The following is a 17,625-nucleotide window of genomic DNA, read 5'->3' as shown; positions in this document are numbered from 1 at the left end:
TGCCGGTGGCTGGAGGCCGGATAAAACTATGGCCACGGTTTCGCGTCGGGCGATCCGTGGCCAGGAGGCTGTAGCGGTGCTACCTGAGTCGACTTCGGTGTCGGCTACTGATCACGGTCGCTGGGTGTGCATTGCGGGGGCGGTCTGCCTGCAGCTCTGCCGTCTCACGATCGGCTTCGGCTGCGAAGGCGCCGGCTGCCTCGGTGTGGAAACCGAGGTGTGCCTGATGCCAACCCCACTCGGACTTGTCTGCGGCAATTGCATAAGACGGCGCTTGCGAACGAGCACCGATAATGCTTGCGACGCACAGACCGGTCCCCTGCATAGCGAGGACCCCCCGGGAGGTGGACATGTTCGGAACCACCGGTGCCACAACGCTTCTCGAAGCGAGAGTCACGATGCTGTTCATTTTGTCTACCTCCCTCCTGCTCGTTGTCCGACTGATCACTGTGCGCGCCGGAACCCTCCCCGGTGCGTGATCACCACACTACGGGTGCGGTACATAACCGCACAACCTATTTTTCACCTGCGGTTTTGCGCTACGCGGACCGCTCGGCGAATCACCGGTCGCGCAGTCGCGAACGGATGAGCGCCAGCAACTCCAGGCCGTACTGTTGCGACTTCTGCTGGCCGAAGCCGGGAATCGAGGCGAGCGCATCCTCGTCCGTCGGCACCTGCTCGGCGATCGCGGTCAGTGTTTTGACGCTGACCACCGCGAAGGGCTTGATTCGCAATTCCTCTGCCCGTTCGCGGCGCCACTCCTGTAGCGCGGCGAGCAGATCGGTGTCCACCTCGGCCGGACACGCCGAACACCGGCCGAGCAGCGTGTCGGTGGAATTGAGCAGCGACCGCCCGCAGACGCGGCAGGTCGGAAGTTTGCGCTCGCGCACACCGGACCTGACCGCGACCGTCGACGCCGGTGAATCCTCGGGCACCAGACCGGCGAGGAACCGGCTGCGGCGCCGATTGCGGCGCCGGCCGTCGGCGCGGGCCAGCGCCCACGACAGTCGCAGATGTTCGCGCGCGCGGGTGACACCCACATAGAGCAGCCGCCGCTCCTCTTCCAGACCGGCCTCGTCGGTCACCGACCCGCCGTCGCCGAGGACGTGCGCGATGGGCAGCGTGCCGTCGGTGAGCCCGACCAGGAACACGGCATCCCATTCCAGGCCCTTGGCGGCATGGAATGAGGCCAATGTCACGCCCTGCACGGTGGGTGGATGCCGGGCTTCGGCGCGGGCCGCCAATTCCCGCAACAGACCGCGGAATTCGAGTTCGGGATCGTGGGCAGCCAGTTCCTCGGTGAGCTCCACGAGGGCGACGAGTGCGGCCCAGCGCTCCCGGGCCTGCGTTCCCGCGGGCTCGGTGGCGGTCAGTCCGAGACGCGCCAGCACCGCGCGGACCAGCGTGACCACCTCGGTTCCGCGGGCGTCGGGCAGATCCTCACGGACCGCGGCCTGGCGCAGCGCCTGCACCGCCTGCCGGACCTCGGGCCGCTGGAAGAAGCCCTCGCCACCGCGGACCTGATAGGAAATCCCGGCCTCGGTCAACGCCTGCTCGTAGACCTCGGACTGGGCGTTGATGCGGTAGAGCACGGCGATCTCGGCGGCCGGCACTCCCGAGCCGAGCAGGGCGGCGATCCGCTTGGCAACCCCGGTGGCCTCGGCCGTCTCGTCCTCATATTCGGCGAACTTCGGTTCCGGACCGTCGGCGCGCTGGCCGATCAATTGCAGCCGGGTGCCGGCGATGCGTCCGCGCGCGGCACCGATGACCCGGTTGGCCAGCGACACCACCTGCGGGGTGGACCGGTAGTCGCGTTCGAGCCGGACCACTGTCGCGTCCGGGAACCGCCGGGAGAAATCCAGCAGATAGGACGCGCTGGCACCGGTGAACGAATAGATCGTCTGATTGGCGTCGCCGACGACGGTCAGATCGTCGCGATCGCCGAGCCAGGCGCCGAGTACCCGCTGCTGCAGCGGGGTGACGTCCTGGTACTCGTCGACCACGAAGCAGCGGTAACGGCCGCGGAACTCCTCGGCGACAGCCGGATAGTCCTCCAGCGCGGCCGCGGTGTGCAACAGCAGATCGTCGAAATCCAGCAGCAGGCCGTCGGGGGTGTTCTTCAGCGTTTCGTAGCCGGTGTACACCGCCGCGATCTTGTCCGCCTGATACGGGATGTCGCGGTGGTGCAGGTGGGCCGCGTGGGCATAGTCCTCCGGCGCGACCAGCGACGCCTTGGCCCACTCGATCTCGCCCGCGAGGTCGCGCACACTGTCCGTGGCGGTCGGCAGCCCCACCCGCTGAGCGGCCTGGGCGACGACGGCGAATTTCGAGTCGATCAGTTTCCACGGCACATCGCCGACGACCTGCGGCCAGAAGTACTTCAGCTGACGCAGCGCCGCCGCGTGAAAGGTGCGCGCCTGCACGGTATTCGCCGCACCGCCGAGATCGAGGGCGCGCAACCTGGCACGAAGTTCACCGGCCGCGCGCGCGGTGAAGGTCACCGCCAGGACCTGATCGGCGCGCACATGTCCGGCCGACACCAGATGCGCGATCCGATGGGTGATGGTGCGCGTCTTACCGGTACCCGCACCGGCGATCACACACACCGGACCTCTCGGCGCCCGTACCGCCGCGGCCTGCTCCGGATCGAGCCCGTCGAGCCGCAGGCTGGGTGGGGTCGGAACAGGCACGCGAACCATCATGACAGGGCCCACCGACATCCGTGGCGGCGTGGGTTCACGGCGGTGGCCGGTATCGCGTGACCGGGGAGCTCAGCCGGACGGTCCCGGAACAACTCCCCTGGACCGCCGCGCCTCGGCGGTCGCCACCGGCGCCGTCGGATCCCGGTCGATCGGACGGGCCGGGCCGCCGCCCATGCGCGCCGGCCGCAACCCCCTGCGGACCGCTCATGGTGACCGATACCTCACAACCCACCGCCGGCTTCGGCCACCCGATGCGCGAAGACCAGCCGCGCACCGCTGGGAGACGTCGACGAATTCCTCGCCGGTCAGCCGCTCGACCACGAACGGCGCCTCGGGTCCGCCCTCGGGCTTCAAGGTGCCCTCGCCCCCTCGGGCGAACGGACCGTCCAGCCGGGTGTGCGCACTCACCACCTGGATCACAACCCCCACGGGAACACGCAAAACCCGTTCGATGTTCAATCAAGCGTGACTGCTACAGACCTGACCATGTACTCGACGACCTGGTGCGGCTACTGCCGCCGCTTGGAGAAGCAACTCCAGGAGGCCGGTATCGCCTATACCAAGGTCGACATCGAACAGGATCCGGAGGCGGCCGAGTTCGTCGGACGCGTCAACGGCGGCAACCATGTGGTGCCGACCCTGAAGTATGCCGACGGGTCGACCGCGACGAATCCGAGCCTCGCGCAGGTCAAGCAGGCCCTCGCCGCGATCGGCTGAGTACCGCGGCGCGGCCGGCGACGAACCGGCCGCGCATCGCGAATCAGGCTGCGGCGGCCCAGGATTCGATGATGGTACGGGCGATGGAGATGGACCCCGGCAGCAGCAGCCGTTGCTGCTCGGCCTGTCCGGTCTCCCCGGTGACCGACCCCCACGCGCCGGCGGCCAGCGCCGTGCGCACCTCCTCGCGGGTGAACCAGTGCGCTTCGGCGATCTCACCATCGGAGAAGAACAGGGGCGCCTCGGGATCGGCGACCGCCGCGAAACCGAGCATCAGGGACCGGGGCAACGGCCAGGGCTGGCTGCCCAGGTAGCGGATATCGGAGACCTCGACGCCGACCTCCTCCTGGATCTCACGCGCCACGCAGCGTTCCAGTGATTCGCCCGCCTCGACGAATCCGGCGAGCAGGGAGAACATCCGCTCCGGCCAGGTGGTCTGGCGGCCGAGCAGCACCCGGTCGCCGCCGTCGTGAATCAGGCAGATGACGGCCGGGTCGATACGCGGGAACTCCTCGTGCCCGGAGCCGTTGATCCGCGACCAACCGGCATTGGAGATCGTGGTCGGGCTGCCGTCGACGGCGCTGTAGCCGGCGCGATCATGCCAGTTCAGCAGTGCCAGCGCGGTGGACAGAATGCCCAGGGTCACATCGTCGAGATGAACGTTGCTGCCGACCACTCGCAGATCCATCAGCTGACCGTCGAGCTCGTTGTCGCGGACGGCCCAGATGTGCGCACCCTCGACGACACCGAGCAATACCGCCTCCGGCGCCGGTTCGGCCGAGTACGTCACCGCCTCGTCCAGGACCACCTGATCACCGTCGATACGAACCTGGCCCCGCCTGTTCATCCGCAGCAGCTTCGCGCTGGACCAGCCCTGCTTCAGCGACTGTTCGTCCGAACGCGCCGTCTCGGCGCGGTCGAGGGCCGAACGCGACAACAGGGGAACACCATTCAGTTCGAATACCGACACGACTTCGAGACTATCCCTCCGGGTCATTTGTGCACGCGGCGGATATAGAGCAGTTTGTCGCCGGTTTCGAGGGCGTCCACCTCCGGTTCGTCGACCCGGATCAACGTTCCCTCCCGCACCACGCCGAGCACGATATCGCGCAGGTGCCGGGGCGAGCCGCCCACCTCGTCGGATTCCACATCGCGTTCGGCGATCGCGAAACCCGCTTCCGGCGTGAGTAGATCCTCGATCATGTCCACGACGCTCGGAGTGGTGGTCGCGATACCGAGCAGGCGCCCGGCGGTCTCGGAGGAAACCACCACCGAATCGGCGCCGGACTGGCGCAACAGATGGGTGTTCTCCGCCTCCCGGATCGAGGCGACGATCTTGGCCTTGGCATTGAGTTCCCGCGCGGTGAGGGTGACCAGCACCGCGGTGTCGTCCCGATTGGCGGCCACCACCAGCGACGACGCGTGCTGAACTCCGGCCAGCCGCAACACATCCGACTTCGTCGCCGATCCGTGCACCGTCACCAGGCCCGCATTGGCCGCGGTCTCGAGCACGGTGGCGTCGGTGTCGACGACCACGATCTCCGCCGGTTGTACCCCGTCACCGAGCATCGCGTCGACCGCGGTGCGGCCCTTGGTCCCGTACCCGACGATCACGGTGTGATTGCGCACCCTCTGCCTCCATCGCTGAATCTTGAACGCCTGACGTGACCGCTCGGTGAGCACCTGCAGGGTGGTACCGACCAGGACGATCAGGAAGAGCACACGCAGCGGGGTGATGACGATCGTGTTGATCAGCCGCGCGTTCTCGGTGATCGGGGTGATGTCGCCGTAGCCGGTCGTCGACAGCGACACCGTCGAGTAATAGGCGGCATCGAGCAGGGTCAACTCCTCGCCGCGATTGTCGTGATAGCCGGCGCGACCGAAATAGACCACAAGTGTGGCCGCTACCAGCAGCAGGACCGCGAACAGGACCCGGCGAGTCAGCGAGACCCAGGGGCTGATGCGCAGTTCCGGAATGCGAAGGATACCGACCAGCGCGTAATCGGGTCTCTCGGTCAATCGGCCCAGACCTCGTGAGCCCTCACCGAACACGGTGTCCCCCGGTCATGTCGTCGCCCAACTGTGCCACAGCTGCGCAGCGTACCGGCCGAATGCGGACTCGACGGACCGGGCACGCAAGTGGAACAGTGGCTCGAGTGGGCGCAGCGGCACCGGACGTTGCCCACCATCGGCTGTTGCCGGAAGGACCGGACGCCGGAAGGGATGGATGAACATGAGTGACGTCGGCCGTGGCTCCCAACGACGCGCGGTTCTGATGAGTGCGGCACTGTTCGGCATGGGCACCCTGCATTTCGTGGTCCCCAGACCGTTCGATTCCATCGTGCCGCCCGCACTGCCGGGCAAGGCACGTACCTACACCTACGCGTCGGGAGTCGCCGAACTCGGTGTCGCGGCGGCGCTGGCGGCGCCGCGGACCCGCCGCCTGGGCGGACGGCTGGCGGCCTTGCTGTTCATCGCGGTGTTTCCCGCCAACGTCCAACTCGCGGCGGACTCCCTGCGCAAGTCCGGTACCACCGCACCACTGACGTGGGTATCGGTGCTGCGGCTGCCGCTGCAGATCCCGATGATCACCCAGGCACTGCGGATCAGCCGCGACGCCGCCTGAGCGCGGACGACTCTCACGACGGCCGGCCCGGATCCGGACGGTCGCCGGGGTCCGGTGCGATATCGGATTCGAGTATCAGGTCCGGGTCCGGCCCCGGTGCACGGTCGCGGGGCACCTCCCGATCCGACACGGCCGCACGATCGGTGCGTGAATCGGGAGTGGGCGCGGGCTCGGGGTCCCATGACCGCTCCCACTCGGATCCCGGCTCCGGATCGACGCCGGGATCGGGTTCGGGCGGCAGGTCTGCCGGTACCTGTCTCGGGGCCGCGGTGGCGATGAGGTCGGCCAGCTCGTCGGGACCCGGTAGTTCCGCGGGCGCCACGGTGCGGCCGCTGCGTATGTAATGGAACGCGGCGCCGACTCTTTCGAGAATCCGGTCTTCCGGTTCGCCGGTGCGCGCGGCCATCATGCGGGCCCAGGCGACGCGATAGACCGCCAGCTGCACCGCGACCGACCGCTCCTCGGCGCGGGTCGGTTCCGCGCCGGTCTTCCAGTCCACGACCAGCCAGCGCCCGCCCGATTCGCTGAACACCGCGTCCATCCGGCCGCGGATCACGGTGCCACCGATACTGGTCTCGAACCCCACTTCCACATCGATGGGATTGCGGTCGGCCCACGGGGAGGCCAGGAACGCCTCCTGCAGCCGGACCAGATCTCCGTCGCGCGCTCCACTGTCGGCGGCGCCGGGCAGTTCGTCGAACTCGAGCAGGCCGACAGCACCGAACCAGCGCTGCAGCCAGGCATGGAATGCGGTGCCGCGCCGGGCAAGCGGGCTCGGCGGATAGGGCAGCGGGCGACGCAATCGGGCCGCCAGTTTCGCCGGGTCGGCACGCATGTCGACCAGGGCGGTCGCGGGCAGCTGCGCGGGCAGTTCCACCTCGCGGATGCCCTCGGCCGTCGCGAAGTGCTCGGCCAGCAGCGCATCCACATCCGCGGCCCAGCCCTCGGGATCGGACTCCGAATCATTCTCGTCCGGTACGGGATCGGAGATTGCGGCGGCCGGATCAGCCGCGTCGCCTCTCGTCCCGGAAGTGCTCGCCCGCCCCGGATCACCGGTGTGACGCGGTGGTTCGGCGTCGTGATCCGATTCCTTCGACGCCGGGCCGGCACCATCGACGATTCCGTTGGCATCCGATCGTGCTGTGGCAGTGCCGGATTCGCCGCCGATATCGGCGAACAGGTCCAGCTGACGAGCCGGCTCTGTGCCCGGTGGGCCGGCACTCGAGGACTCGGCACTCGATGGTTCAGCACCCGAAGACCCGGCCGCCGCGTCCTCGCCGACCGAGGGTTCCACGGCAGGCCCCGGCCGGTTCGCCGCACGGCGCCGGCCACGGTCGGTGCGAGTCACGCCGGCCGGCGCGGCGGAAACGTGACGCGCGTCGATCTCCGGTGGCAGATCCGACAGCGCCGCGCGCACGAGTGCGGCGCCGGCTTCGACCGCGCCGCGCCTGGCCCCGAGCGGATCTCGCGGCCAGGCCGCCACGGCGGGATCGTCGGTGAACGGGTTCACGGCATCCGGCGGCGGCGCATCGTCCCATCTGTCGATGTGGACCGTGCCGTGACCCGGTGATTCCGGATGTTCGGTCCACCGCTTCAATTCGAGCAGGAAATCCGACGGACCCTTCGGCGTGGTTCCGGTCTCGGCCCAGTGGTGGGCCGAGACGAACAGTGCGCGTTCGGTTCTGGTGAGCGCGACATAGAACAGGCGACGCTCCTCATCGAGGCGTCGACGGCTCAGCGCCTCCTTGTGCTGTTTGATCGCCTGTTCCAGATCGCTGCGGTCGTACAGGTCGCTCAGATCCAGTACCGGTACCCCGTCACGGACGGAATCGGCGGCGCCCGTTTCCGGTTCACGCTGCCGATCCCCGCGCAGGGCGGTGGGCAGTTCGGCGAGCGCACCGAGCCAGGTGCCGGCGGCTGTTCCGGAGGGGAACAGCCCGCGCGACACATGGGGTACGGCAACCACTTCCCATTCGAGCCCCTTGGCGGCGTGCACGGTGAGGATCTGCACGCGGTCGTGGGCGACCTCGACTTCGCCTGGCTCCAGACCGTTCTCGACCTCTTCGGCGGCGGCGAGGAAGCTCAGCAGACCGGACAGGGTGGCACGGTGGTCCCCCGCGTACCCCGCGACCACCTCGGCGAAGGCATCCAGATGTTCCCGGCCCGCACCGCCACCGGCCGCGGCCCGGCGGGTCTGGGACTCCACCCCCACCGCAATGGTCCGTTCCACATCGGCGACGAGTTCGGGCAGAGACTGACCGCCGCGCTCGCGCAATGCCGCCAGTTCTCGTCCCAGCGCGACGATGCGCGCGTATCCCGGATCCGAATAGCGTTCCGGCGGGCCGGGATCGGCGATCGCGTCGGCGAGACTCGCTTGTTCGGCGGGTTCGGGTGCCACCGCGCGCAGCGCCTCCGAGAGGGCCGCGGTATCGGTGATGGATTCGGTCCGGCCCTGCGGAGTGATGATGGACAACTCCCGCGCCCGGGCCGACAACGCCGCCAGATCGCGCACGCCGAGCCGCCAGCGGGCGCCGGTGAGGATCCGCATCGCCGCGCTACCGGCGGACGGGTCCGCGATCAGGCGCAGGGTCGCCACCACATCGGCCACCTCCGGAGTGGCCAGCAGTCCGCCCAGACCCACGATCTCCACCGGTAGTCCCCGCGCGCGCAGTGCCTCGGCCAGTGGCGCCGCGTCGGCATTACGCCGCACCAGCACCGCCGAGGTCGGTGGCGGGTGGTCCGCGGCGACCGCGCGTGCCCACTCCGCGGCAATCTGCTCGGCAGTCCAATCACGTTCGTCGGCAACGGTTTCGGTGAGCGCCAGTGCCACGGTTCCGGCGGTAGCCTGTGGCCGGGGACGCAGCGCATCGACCCGCACCCCGCCATCACGCAGCGGGGCGGCGACCAGATTGGCCAGATCCAGCGCCTCCGGCGGATTGCGCCAGCTGGTGAGCAGCGGCAGCACCGGCGCCGGAACCCGCGGTGCGGCAGGGAAATCGGTGGTGAACCGGGGCAGATTGGCGGCCGAGGCCCCGCGCCAGCCGTAGATGGACTGCATCGGATCGCCGACCGCGGTCACCGCCGGGCGGCCCGCGAAATCCACACCGGGTACCGGGGTCCGGGTGCCGATATCGACGACGGAACGTTCCCCGAACAGCGCCGTGAGCAGGATGCGCTGGGCATGGCCGGTGTCCTGGTATTCGTCGAGCAGGACCAGCCGGAAGCGCTCGCATTCCGCGACCCCGACCTCGGGGTGGGTGGCCGCCAGCCGCGCCGCCAGCGACATCTGCGAGCCGAAATCCAAGGCGCCCCTGCGGCGTAACTCCGCTCCGAGACGCTGCACGAGCGGCAGCAGCGCCACCCGGTCCTGCTGTGCGGCCACGATGGAGCGCAGTTCCCGAGTCGGGCCACCACGCTGCCGTGGACCGGCCGGCAACGTCTCCACCAGCCGCTCCAGCTCCCGATGCGCGGTGACCAGCTGTTCGGGCTCGACCAGATGCTCGGCGAGTTGCCCGGACAGTGCCAGCACCGCCTCGGTGACCGACACCGGGGTGCGTTCGGTGTCGAGGTCACCGTCCCAGCCGGTGACCACGCGATGCGCCAGCTGCCACAGCTGTGTCTCGGTGAGCAGGGTGGCCGAGGGTTCCACCGGCAGCAACAGACCGTGTTCGGACAGCAACCGGCCCGCATAGGAGTGGTAGGTGCTGATCTCCGGTTCGGAGCCGGCGAGGGCGGCGCGTAACCGGCCGCTGCTGTCGATCTCCCGTACCAGAGGAGATCCCGCCAGCCGCGCCAGCCGGGTGCGAATTCGGGTGGTCAACTGCTGCGCGGCTTTTCGGGTGAAGGTCAGCCCCAGCACCGCGTCCGGGGCGACCAGCCGGTTGGCGACCATCCACACCACACGGGCGGCCATGGTCTCGGTCTTCCCGGCGCCCGCGCCGGCCACCACCAGGGTCGGGCCCGCGGGCGCCGCGATCACGGCGGCCTGTTCGTCGGTGGGTGGCGGCAGGCCGAGGGTCTGAGCCAGCTCCCCCGGCGTGATGCTCATGGATCCGTCACCTGCCGGCCCGCATCCTGCACCGGGCAGCTACCCGACACCCGGCAGTGCCGGCAGCCGTCATTGCGCATGGCCAGGAAACCGGGGCCACGGGTGGCCGCGGCCGCATCGTGGACGGTTCTGCGCCACCGCGTGATCCCCTCGTCGTCGAGGGCGGTCTGCACCCGCTCGGTGGCGCTGCCGCGGCTGGGCTTGGCCACATAGACCAGACGGGCCCCGCCGGGTTCCACGGTCTGTCCGTCGATCTCGGCGGACAACGCGCCCGCGCCCGCGGCGACCTGATAGGTGGCCAGCTGGGCGTGGTCCTGCGCGGACTGCTTGGAGATCGGGGTCTTTCCGGTCTTGATGTCGACGATCACGAAGCGGCCCTGCGCATCTCGCTCCACCCGATCGACCCGGCCACGAATCCGCACCGGCACCTCGTCCGGATCGCGGGCCGGCAGGACACAGTCCACCGGCACCTCGACGCCGACCTCGGCCAGTTCGTCGCGGGTATTGCGCAACCAGGCCAGGAAGGTGTCGACCATCGATTCGGTGCGGCGCAGTTCCAGCCGGGAATGCCAGCTGTGCGGACCGTCGGCACCCGAACTCGGGTCGACCGCCTTCCACGCCTTCACCAGGGCGGCTTTCACCTGCTCCTCGGTGACGCGGCCCGCCAGCGCCTGCACCAGGGTGTGCACCAGATTGCCCTTGACCGCGTGCGGGTTGTCACCGTCGTCGCCACCGTGGCGTTCCAGGGCCCAGCGCAGCGGGCAGGTCTTCAGCAGTTCCACCGTCGACGGCGACAACGCGACCGGCCCGTCGCCGTCGTCCCACAGCGCCAGTTCGGAACTCTGCGCAGCCGTGCCGTACCACTCGTCGGGGTGTGCGCCGCGCACACCCGCGCGCGCGAGCCGGGCCAACTGGGTGGCGGCGCGCTCGCGGCGGGCCGGATCGCCGGTGTCGTCGCAGACCACACCGCGCAATTCGGCGATGAGCGCTCGAGCGATGAGGGCGCGGCCCGGATCGACCGGCGCCGGAATGCGGCCCGGCTCACCAGGATCGGCCTCCGGATCGAGTTCGGCCAGGAAGCGGGACGGGACGAGATCGCGGTCGCCGGTCACGGATTCGACCGCGGTGACGAGCAGGCTGTGCCGGGCGCGGCTGCAGGCGAGCAGCAACAGCCGGCGTTCCTCGGCCAGAATCGGCGCCGAGCGACTGACCTGTTCACCGGGATCGGCCACCCCGCCCACCAGATCGACCAGTTCCTCCACCCCCAACAGGGTGCCTCGTGAGCGCAGATTCGGCCAGATCCCCTCCTGCACACCGGCAACCGCGACGACATCCCATTCCCGCCCGGCCGCGGCGTGCGCGCTGACGATCGCGACCGCGTCACCGGGGTCGGTGAGCGGCGCGGAATCCTGGTTGATCTCCTGCTGTTCCAGATATTCCACGAATCCGTCGGCGGCGGCGCCGGGCAGCCGGTCGACGTAGGCGGCGGCGGCATCGAACAATCCGACGGCCGCATCCAGATCGCGATCCGCCTGCACCGCGCCGGGACCGCCACGCTCCGATTGCGCCATCCACCGCTTCTCCAGCCGGGACGCGGTCCACAGCGCCCACAGCACATCCTCGAGCCCGGCCCCGCGCCGCAGCACCCGGCGGGCGCGATCGACCGCCTTCAGCACCCGGGCCAGTGGCGCGACCTCGACGTCGGTGAGATGCGCGACCAGAGTCCGGTCACCGACACCGGTGATGAGATCCCGCAGCACGACGGCGGAGGACCGGTCGAGTTCGGAGTAGGGGGCGAGCTCGGCCGGCTCATCGTCACCGGCGGCATCCCGGGCCGATTCGGTCGCCGGTCGCGGTGCGGCCGGGTGACCGCTCCCGCTCCCCTCATCCGGCCCGGACTCGACCGGCATCGTGGCGGTGTTCGTTTCCGCCATCACGTACCCGCGGGAGATGATCGCCCGCCGAACACCACGGCGTAACCGCCGCAGGCTGATCTGATCGGCGCCGCCGAGCGGGCCGAGCAGCAGGTCGAGCGCATCGTCCTCGGTGAAGATCTCCGGCCGGTCGCGTTCGGCAACGAGCAGAGCGCGCAGCGACTGCAGCATCCACACCGCTCCCCGCCGCCGCGCCAGCGGGACATCCGGTTTCGGTTGCAGGACAGGTACTCCCGCCGCGGTGAGCGCACGCCGTAACGGTCCCAGCGACAGCGGCACCGAGCGCACCACCACCGCCATCCGCGACCACGGCACGTCGGCGGTGAGGTGGGCACGACGCAGATGATCGGCGATCACGGCCGCTTCCTTGGCGGGTGTGGTGAGCACCCGCACCTGCACCTGCCCGTCCACGACCGGGTCGCCCAGCAGATGGTGATCGTCCCCGTGCGTCGCGAACCGGTGCGCGGTACGTCCCGGCATCCGGGCGGCGACGCGTGCCACCGCGGCGTGGACGGCCGGGGCGCAGCGATGATCGTCGTGCAGCACGATCCGGCGCTGCGGCGGCCCATCGGGTTCGGTGACGAAGCGGGGGTCGGCACCGCGGAAGGTGAAGATCGCCTGATCCGGATCGCCGGCGATCACGGTCGTCGCCGGGCCCGAGCCGATGGCCCGGATCAGTTGCGCGGCAAGTGGATCCACGTGCTGAGCATCGTCCACCAGCAGAAGACGGACCCGTTCTCGCTCGGCGGCGAGCAGATCCTCGTCCTCGATGAGCACGTCGAGGGCCGCACCGACCAGTTCGGCGGCATCGAGGGCGGGTGCGCTGGCTTCGGGTGCCTGCACACCGACCGACCAGCGCAACAGCATCGCCTGCTCGTACCGCAGCGCGAACGCCCCGGCCGCCTCCCATTCCGCGCGGTCGTGCAGGCGGCCCAGTTCGACGAGATCCTCGGGCCCCAGATCGCGCTCGGTGGCCCGCAGCATCAGGTCCCGCAGCTGCACGGCGAAGCCGTCGGTGCCGAGCGCGGCGTGCAGGCGTTGCGGCCAGAGCTCCTCCCCGCCGGCGGTGCTGTCGATCAGCTCACCGCGCAGCATCTCGCGCAGGACGACATCCTGTTCGGCTCCGGTCAGCAGGCGCGGCGGTGGATTGCCGCGGGAGGTGGCGTGGGTGCGCAGGATCGAGAACGCGTACGAGTGCACGGTGCGCACCATCGGCTCGCGACTGACGCCGGGCACACCGCCGAGGCCCGGCGCCAACGCGCCGAGTTGCCGGGTGAGCGCGTTGCGAACCCGCACGGCGGCCTGTTTGGAATGGGTGAGGATCAGGACCGACTCCGGGTCGGTGGCCGCGAGAATCCGGTCGACGGCCAGATCGGTGAGCAGCGCGGTCTTACCGGTGCCGGGCCCGCCCAGTACCTGCCACGGCCGCCAGCCCGTATCCGCGCCCGGCCCACCCGCGAACAACGTCCGGACATCGGCACCCCATTCGCGTGGCCGGGGTGCGGTCTCACTGCGGCGCACCAGTCGCACCGAGCTATCCGATCGCATCACAGCGGCTATTTCAACAGACACCCCCGACACAATTGAATTCCGTGACAGCAAACGCACCCCGTTCGTGTGATGTGTCCGACCTGTGATCGGTGCCCGCGATCACCGTTGTGATTTCGGCGAATTCCCGCGTTCCGCGCACCGGATCACATATGCGCAGGTGAAGGGCCCGGCGACGAGGCCACGCTGCCGTCGCACCCGGCCCCCGCGAATAGGGCCGCGGAATTTCCGCAGCCGCACCCGTTCGGTGCCCGTTCACCCGTTGCGGACAGCCCCGGGCAATCGCGGTCACCGAATCCGGCCCGACATTCGCGCTGGGCACCAACGCTTTCCGGGCCGGGCGCCCGCCCCTCCCGGAACCTCCGGCGGCACAATGATCGGTGTGCCCGACGCCCACGTTCACCGTTTCGGCCCCGCCGACGGCCCCCTCGTCCTGGCCCTGCACGGCCTGACCGGACACGGCCTGCGCTGGGCCGATCTGGCCCAGCGACATCTGCCCGAGGCCCGCATCGTCGCCCCCGACCTGCGCGGTCACGGCCTGGCGAGTCCACTCCCGCCGTGGACCTACGAGCAGATCGTCGACGATCTGGCCGGTCTGCTCACCGAGCCGGCGGTGGTACTCGCCCACTCCTTCGGCGGCGCGGTCGCGATCCACCTGGCACGCCGGTATCCGGCCGAGGTCCGGGCCCTGGTGCTGCTCGACCCGGCGAGCGGCCTGGACCCGCAGCTGGTCGCCGATATCGCCGCGGCCGGTCTGGCCCGGCCCGACTACGCCGACATCGCCGAGGCGCGCGACGACAAGCTGCACACCGCCTGGGCCGACGTGGCCCCCGAACTGCTCGAGAGCGAACTCGCCCAGCACCTCGTCCCGACCGCGGACGGCCGCGTGACGTGGCGGACGAACCTGCCCGCGGTCACCTCGTACTGGGGGCAGCTGGCACGCGAACTCGTCCTGCCCCCGCCGTCGATACCGACCGTGCTGGTACGCGCCGGCAAGGCGCCGTTCGTCACGGCGGCCACCGTCGACGCGTTCGCCACCCTCCCGGACTTCACGCTGCACGAATTCGACTGCGACCACATGATCGCCCAGGCCCGGCCGGCCGAAACCGCCGACATCGTCCGGTCGGTGCTCTGATGGCCACCACCGACGCCGAGATCGAGCGGGTCCGGGAACTGGTCGCGGCCATCCCGCCCGGCCGGGTCTCGACCTACGGCGACATCGCCGCGGCGGCGGGGTTGTCGACCCCGCGAACGGTCGGCTGGATCATGCGCACCGATTCCGCGGATCTGCCCTGGCATCGGGTGCTGCGCGCCGACGGCACCCCGGCCGCCCATCTGGTGCACCGGCAACTGCGCCTGCTGGCCGAGGAGGGCTGCCCGCTGCGTGGCGACCGGGTCGACCTGGCCGCGGCTCGCTTCCGCTTCGGGAACTGAACTGCCGTCCGCGTCCTGACGGCGATTCCGCCCGCTCGCGCGAAACCGCGGTTACCGTGGAGTCATGACCACCCGTCTGGCGTGCGTGGTGTTCGATGCGATCCGGCCTCGGACCGTGGCGAGGTTCTGGGCGGAGTTGCTCGGCTGGCAGATCACCGTGGATCGTCCGGAGTCGGTCGAGGTGGCCGCCCCCGATCCCGACGCGGCCGATGTGGCTCTGATGTTCCTGCCGACCTCCAGACCGAAATCCGGGAAGAACCGCATCCATCTGGATCTGGTCGGCCATTCCCTGGATCATCAACGCGTCCAAGTGGATCGGGCACGAGCGCTGGGTGCGCGGCCGGTCGACATCGGTCAGGGCGAGGTGCCATGGTCGGTGCTCACCGATCCGGAGGGCAACGAATTCTGTGTGCTCGAACCACGGGAGGAGTACGTCGACACCGGCGCGGTCGCGGCGATCGTGGTCGACACCCCGCATCCCGGGCAACTGGCCCGATTCTGGTCGGCCGCCGCGGGCTGGCCGCTGACCCACGACGAGTCCCGGTACGCCGGTATCCGCTCGGCCACCGGGCAGGGGCCGTGGCTGGAATTCCTGCGCACCCTGGTCGCGGACCGCGAATGCGATCGCCTGCACCTGGACATCGTCGCCGTCCCGGCCGGCGACCCCGCCCCCGAGATCGCACGGCTCACCGCGGCCGGTGCCGTCACCTGCGACGCCGCGCGCGCGGACCCGCCCGCCCAGGCGATTCTCACCGATCCGGGCACCAATCGTTTCCGGCTGCTGTCGACACCGGGCGATTGACCCCGCACCCGCCGTGCGCACCGCCCACTACGATCTGCGCATGATCAATCTGCCGGGCGTGCCGTGGTGACCACCGTCGATGCCATCGTGCTGGCCGGTGGGCGCGCCACTCGGATGGGTGGTGTGGACAAACCCGCGATCACCGTGGGCGGGCGCACCATGCTCGGCACCGCACTCGCCGCGGTCGCCGACTGCGCCCGTGTCGTGGTGGTCGGCCCGCCCCGGCCCGAACTGCCCGCGGAAATCCTTCAGGTACAGGAGGTTCCGTCCGGATCGGGTCCGGTCGCGGCCCTCGAATCCGGAATCCGGGCCCTGGCCGACGATCCGCACCCGGCCGATCTCGTCGTACTCCTCGCCGCCGACCTGCCGTTCCTCACCGCCTCGACGATCGAGGAATTGATCGAATACGTCACGACTTCGGTCGCGGACGCGGCCTTCGCGACCGACGAATCGGGCCGCCCGCAATATCTGGTGGGTGTGTGGCGGCGCGCGGCCTTGCTGACCGCGTTGCGGCGGTTGGACTCGGTCGAGAATCAGCCCATGAAGGCGCTCGTCCCGGCGAACACGGTGATGGTCGCGCTCACCGGCATCGCCGATTGCGATACCCCCGAACAGGTTCGCGCCGCGCAGGCCGCGGTGCCGCCACTGCCACTGGAGCGGGCCCGTGAGATCCTCGCGACGGATCCGACCCGATTGCCGGTGCGCGAGGCCACGATCGGCGCGGTCCGGGGTGCGGCACTCGCGGAACCGCTGACGGCCGCCGAGGCCCTGCCCCGCTTCGACGTATCGGCCATGGACGGCTGTGCGGTGGCGGGAACCGAACCCTGGCACCTGCGTGGCGACATCGGCTTCGCCGGCGGTGAACGCCCGGCCGGCCTGCGCGCGGGTGAGGCGGTGCGGATCGCCACCGGCGCACATGTTCCCGAGGGCAGCGACGCCGTGGTCCGCGACGAATACCTCCGGGTCGACGAGGGCATCCTGCGCCGGCTGCCCGAGGCGCCCGTCCGTGACGACATCCGCCGCCGCGGCGAGGACTGGCGCATCGGCGACATCATCGCCCACCCGGGCACACCGGTGACGGCGGCGCTGATCTCGGTGGCGGCGGCCGCCGAGGTGCGCACCGTGCGGGTGCGCGGACCGGTGCGGGCACGAATCGTCATGACCGGCGACGAGATTCGCGGCGACGGCCCACTGCGTGCCGGACAGACCCGGGACTCGATCGGCCCGGTGCTGCCGGATCTGTTGTCCCGGTACGGAATCGAACCCACCGACCGGGTCCACCTGCGAGATACCTCCCATGGCTTCGACGAACTCCTGACCACTCCGTCCGACGACAATCTGTTCGTGATCGTCGGGGCCACCGGCGGCGGTGCGGCCGATCAGCTGCGTACCGCACTGGATCGGGCGCGGGCGCGAATTCTGGTGCACCGCTTGCGGATGCGTCCCGGCGGCTCGACCGTGGTCGCGGAATTGCCGGGCGGCCCACTGATTCTCGGACTGCCGGGCAATCCCTTCGCGGCCGTGGCAACACTGTCGGCACTGGCCCCGGCCATCGTGTCCGGCCTGACCGGCCGGACCGCTCCCCGGGTCCGGTCCGCACCGCTGCTCAATGCGGGCGAGATCTCCGGACCGGTGCCGCGCATCGTGCCGGCCCGTGCCGTCGAGGACGGCTGGCTCGGCGATGCCGCCATCCGCACCGCTCACCTGGCCGGATTACTCGATCGCGAGGCTTTGGTGATCGTGCCGGCCGAAGCCGCCGACGGCGCGCGGGTCGAATATCTCCCGCTGCCGGAATAGCCCGCCGGGGTTGCGTG

Annotated in this window: 11 protein-coding genes; 6 read left to right on the top strand and 5 right to left on the bottom strand. The window is 70.1% G+C overall.

Annotated features, from left to right (window positions below; translation table 11 throughout):
* Positions 1-560: 560 nt before the first annotated feature.
* The gene (locus AB0L57_RS28110) at positions 561-2,699 is read right to left on the bottom strand and encodes an ATP-dependent DNA helicase UvrD2 (protein WP_364968312.1); all 2,139 of its coding nucleotides are present in this window, start codon (positions 2,697-2,699) and stop codon (positions 561-563) included.
* Positions 2,700-3,167: 468 nt separating this feature from the next.
* Between AB0L57_RS28110 and AB0L57_RS28105 the strand changes: the two genes are divergently transcribed.
* Positions 3,168-3,419 (top strand): mycoredoxin, encoded by a 252-nt coding sequence (locus AB0L57_RS28105; protein ID WP_364968270.1) that lies wholly within the window; start codon positions 3,168-3,170, stop codon positions 3,417-3,419.
* Between the two features lie 43 nt (positions 3,420-3,462).
* On the opposite strand, the gene nudC is transcribed toward AB0L57_RS28105, so the two are convergent.
* Together nudC and AB0L57_RS28095 are read right to left on the bottom strand one after the other, a co-directional pair.
* Positions 3,463-4,389 (bottom strand): NAD(+) diphosphatase, encoded by a 927-nt coding sequence (gene nudC, locus AB0L57_RS28100; RefSeq protein WP_364968268.1) that lies wholly within the window; start codon positions 4,387-4,389, stop codon positions 3,463-3,465.
* 23 nt (positions 4,390-4,412) lie between these two features.
* Complete coding sequence (locus AB0L57_RS28095; RefSeq protein WP_364968265.1) at positions 4,413-5,438, bottom strand: NAD-binding protein; 1,026 nt, start codon at positions 5,436-5,438, stop codon at positions 4,413-4,415.
* A gap of 214 nt (positions 5,439-5,652) precedes the next feature.
* Between AB0L57_RS28095 and AB0L57_RS28090 the strand changes: the two genes are divergently transcribed.
* Positions 5,653-6,045, top strand: a complete 393-nt coding sequence (locus tag AB0L57_RS28090) for a hypothetical protein (protein WP_364968263.1) — start codon at positions 5,653-5,655, stop codon at positions 6,043-6,045.
* Positions 6,046-6,058: 13 nt separating this feature from the next.
* On the opposite strand, the gene AB0L57_RS28085 is transcribed toward AB0L57_RS28090, so the two are convergent.
* Entirely contained in the window at positions 6,059-10,093 is a 4,035-nt protein-coding gene (locus AB0L57_RS28085) for a UvrD-helicase domain-containing protein (protein ID WP_364968260.1), read from the bottom strand.
* A complete protein-coding gene (locus AB0L57_RS28080) occupies positions 10,090-13,575 on the bottom strand; it encodes an ATP-dependent DNA helicase (RefSeq protein ID WP_364968310.1) in 3,486 nt (1,161 codons plus the stop codon). The genes AB0L57_RS28085 and AB0L57_RS28080 overlap by 4 nt, the downstream gene beginning before the upstream one ends.
* Before the next feature lie 373 nt (positions 13,576-13,948).
* Between AB0L57_RS28080 and AB0L57_RS28075 the strand changes: the two genes are divergently transcribed.
* From AB0L57_RS28075 to AB0L57_RS28060, 4 genes are all read left to right on the top strand, one after another.
* Complete coding sequence (locus AB0L57_RS28075; RefSeq protein WP_364968258.1) at positions 13,949-14,710, top strand: alpha/beta hydrolase; 762 nt, start codon at positions 13,949-13,951, stop codon at positions 14,708-14,710.
* Positions 14,710-15,009: an MGMT family protein gene (locus tag AB0L57_RS28070; protein WP_364968256.1), complete on the top strand. Its 300-nt coding sequence runs from the start codon at positions 14,710-14,712 to the stop codon at positions 15,007-15,009. Before AB0L57_RS28075 ends, AB0L57_RS28070 begins: the two co-directional genes overlap by 1 nt.
* Positions 15,010-15,073: 64 nt before the next feature.
* Positions 15,074-15,811, top strand: coding sequence for a VOC family protein (locus AB0L57_RS28065; protein ID WP_364968254.1), 738 nt, complete (start codon positions 15,074-15,076; stop codon positions 15,809-15,811).
* 66 nt (positions 15,812-15,877) lie between these two features.
* Entirely contained in the window at positions 15,878-17,608 is a 1,731-nt protein-coding gene (locus tag AB0L57_RS28060) for an NTP transferase domain-containing protein (RefSeq protein ID WP_364968252.1), read from the top strand.
* The last annotated feature ends 17 nt before the right edge of the window (positions 17,609-17,625 follow it).

This window comes from Nocardia sp. NPDC052254, from assembly GCF_040679495.1.
In the GTDB taxonomy this organism is placed as follows: Bacteria; Actinomycetota; Actinomycetes; order Mycobacteriales; family Mycobacteriaceae; genus Nocardia.
This window is presented reverse-complemented; position numbering and strand designations above follow the sequence as displayed.